This is a genomic window from Brachyspira catarrhinii, from assembly GCF_005518285.1.
GTDB classification, from domain to species: Bacteria; Spirochaetota; Brachyspiria; order Brachyspirales; family Brachyspiraceae; genus Brachyspira; species Brachyspira catarrhinii.
The window spans coordinates 1-3030 of the sequence record NZ_SJDU01000289.1 but is presented as its reverse complement, the minus strand read 5'-3'; the positions used below and the strand labels follow the sequence as shown (position 1 = coordinate 3030).

General features: G+C 31.1%; 5 protein-coding genes. 3 read left to right on the top strand and 2 right to left on the bottom strand.

The genetic code is table 11. The annotated features are described in order from the left end of the window. From EZH24_RS09500 to rfaD, 3 genes are all read left to right on the top strand, one after another. On the top strand, positions 1-472 hold a 472-nt coding region (locus EZH24_RS09500; RefSeq protein WP_137998915.1), incomplete at its 5' end, for an ABC transporter permease. Beyond that, a complete protein-coding gene (rfaE2, locus tag EZH24_RS15120) occupies positions 463-1527 on the top strand; it encodes a D-glycero-beta-D-manno-heptose 1-phosphate adenylyltransferase (RefSeq protein ID WP_236847149.1) in 1065 nt (354 codons plus the stop codon). The genes EZH24_RS09500 and rfaE2, both read left to right, overlap by 10 nt. 16 nt (positions 1528-1543) lie before the next feature. Beyond that, entirely contained in the window at positions 1544-2491 is a 948-nt protein-coding gene (gene rfaD / locus EZH24_RS09485; protein ID WP_137998914.1) for an ADP-glyceromanno-heptose 6-epimerase, read from the top strand. A gap of 79 nt (positions 2492-2570) precedes the next feature. On the opposite strand, the gene EZH24_RS09480 is transcribed toward rfaD, so the two are convergent. Both EZH24_RS09480 and EZH24_RS14145 read right to left on the bottom strand, forming a co-directional pair. Next, positions 2571-2762 carry a hypothetical protein gene (locus EZH24_RS09480; protein ID WP_137998913.1) on the bottom strand — a complete coding sequence of 64 codons (192 nt, stop codon included), beginning with the start codon at positions 2760-2762 and terminating at the stop codon, positions 2571-2573. A 38-nt stretch (positions 2763-2800) separates the two neighbouring features. Continuing rightward, a partial coding sequence (locus EZH24_RS14145) for a hypothetical protein (protein ID WP_161976133.1) occupies positions 2801-3030 on the bottom strand: 230 nt, incomplete at its 5' end.

The window sequence follows — 3030 nt, the reverse complement described above, 5'->3', positions numbered from 1 at the left end:
TTTCGAGCTTATCATGACATCTCCGATAACTTCTTTGCAATATGTGATTGGAAAATATTTGTCCGTTTTGGTGGTTTACGCTTCCTTGCTTATAATGACTTTCGTTTATCCTATTCTTCTTATGGTATTCGGAAAGCCAGATATGGGAGTTATATTCAGCGGTTATTTGGGATTATTTTTGCTCGGAACGGCGATTTTGGGACTCGGACTAATAGCGACAAGCATATCAAAAAGTCAGTTGGTTGCGGCGATACTCGGAGTTTCGATGGGAATATTCGCCTATATTATAAATTGGCTTAGCGAAATGTTTACGGGAGCGAGCAGATTATTAAACGCGATTTCGATAACGACATATTTTTCGGATTTCACAAAAGGAATGATAGATATTCAAAATGTAATCTTCTTTTTGATTTGGGCAATCGCTTGCATTTCAATATCGACAATGTTTGTAGAATCTTATAAATGGCAATAACGGAAACTAAAATGTCGGAAATAGTAGAATATGTAAAAAATAACGATTTGGAAAAAGTAAAGAATTGCATAGAAAATGATAATTCTTTAGTTGATGCAAGAGACGAAGAATCAAAATTTACTTTATTAATGATTTGCGCTAAAAAAGGCTATTTCGATATTGCAAATTTTTTAATTGAAAACGGAGCCAACTTAAACGACAGAAGCCGAACGGGAATAACCGCTTTAATGTTCGCATGCGCCGAAAAACAAATTGAAATTGCAAAATATTTAATCGACTGCGGAGCTAATGTTAATTTGAGAGACAAGCCTATGTTTAGCGCTTTGCTTTACGCTTCGCTTACAAAAGAACATTCGATAATAGAATATTTAATAAAAAACGGAGCTGATGTAAACGCAAAAAATTTTAATTTGTTTACTCCTCTTATGTTTGCCGCTAAAATTGGAGATTTGGAAACGGTTAAACTTTTAATAGAAAACGATGCCGATATAAATATAAAAAATAAAGACGGAGAGACAGCGTTAGATATAGCGGTAAATAAAGGACAAAAAGAAACGGCGGAGTATTTAAAAAATTATTTTAAAAGAAATTATATGAACAAAAAAAATAAAAAAATAGTAAATATAAAAGAATTGAAAGAAATTCTAAAAGAAAACGATAATAAAAAAATCGTATTTACCAACGGTTGCTTTGATATTCTTCACCGCGGGCATGTGGAATATTTGCAAAAAGCGAAAGAATTGGGCGACTTGTTAATATTGGGTTTGAATAGCGACTTATCGGTAAAAAGACTAAAAGGAGAAAATCGCCCGATAAATAAAGAAGAAGACAGAGCGATAGTTTTATCCGCTTTGGAATGCGTAGATTTTGTAATAATATTTGACGAAGAGACGCCTTTTGAACTAATAAAAAATTTGAAACCCGATATATTGGTTAAAGGCGGAGATTATAAATTGGAAAATGTGGTTGGAAGAGAGTTTGCAAAAGAAACAATATTGATAGATTTTGTAGACGGTTATTCGACAACTAAAATAATAAATAAAATAAATAATTAAATTAAAGGAGTTTTTTATGATTATAGTAACTGGCGGAGCGGGATTTATAGGCTCGAATATCGTTAGAGGATTAAATAATTTAAGTATTAACGATATAATTATAATTGACGATTTGAAAAACGGTTCAAAACATAAAAATTTGAATAGAATAAAATTTAGAGATTATATCGACAAAGAAGGTTCGATTGATTTTATAAATAAACATAAAGACAAAATAGAGGCGATTTTTCATCAAGGCGCTTGTTCGGACACTATGGAAACGGACGGAAATTATATGATGAAAAATAATTACGAAACGAGTAAAAATATTTTGCATATTTGTTTGGAAAATAAAATTAGATTATTTTACGCATCGAGCGCTTCGGTTTATGGAAACGGCGAGAGCGGTTTTGTAGAAAAAGAAGAAAACGAATATCCGCTAAATGTTTACGCTTTTTCAAAATATCAATTCGACAGATATGTCAATAAACTTACAAAAGAGAAAAAAATTAACAGTCAAGTCGTGGGATTAAGATATTTCAATGTTTACGGACCTCAGGAAAATCATAAAGGCAGAATGGCATCGGTTGCTTTTCATTTATTCAATCAAATAAAATCGGGCGAGAGCATGAAAATATTCGAGGAAAGCGAAAAATTTTTAAGAGATTTTATTCATGTGGACGATGTAGTTTCGGTTAATAATTACTTTTTTGAAAACGAAAAAATAAGAGGAATATTCAACTGCGGAACGGGAGAGGGCGAGAGTTTTTTAGAAATAGCGAAAGCCTTGAAAGAAATTTACCCGAAAGCGAATATAGAATATATACCTTTCCCCGATGCCTTAAAAGGAAAATACCAAAAATTTACTCAAGCGGATTTGACGCTTTTAAGAGAAGCGGGATATAATAAAAGTTTTATGAATGTAAACTCTGGAGTAAAAAAATACGCTAAAGTTTTGGAAGAAAGCGGCGGTTATTTGATGTGATTTATTTTATTTAAATTTTATTTTTAAATTTTATTTATAAAACCACTTTCAAAATCTCAAATCGATTAATCGAGCGGTTTTATTCTCTAATTTTTATATTTGTATTTGCACTTTTGTTAAAATATTCTCCGTCAATTTCTTCGTAAATTTTGCTTTTTTCCAAATAAGAGACTTTAGAATTTTTATAAATTAAAACTTTAATCAAAATTATAACGGCTATAGTTATTAATACCGCTACAGTAATTATTATTTCTATTGGCAACTCGTTCATTTTAATCTCCTTGAAATATAAATTTTTTTGCGATATATTTATAGTTTTTTAATTTCTTCAATACTTAAGCCCGTGTATTTTGATATTAGGTTAATGTCCGCTCCGTCTTTTTTCATTGCGGTTGCCATTGAGATTGCTTTATTTTTTTCACCTTCTTCAAAGCCGTCTTCTTTTGCACCTCTCATTAGACTTGATTGATAAACTAAATAAGCCTCTCGTCTGTCGTATTCGTTAAGCAAATCTTCATTGTCGGTGAAATAATTATATT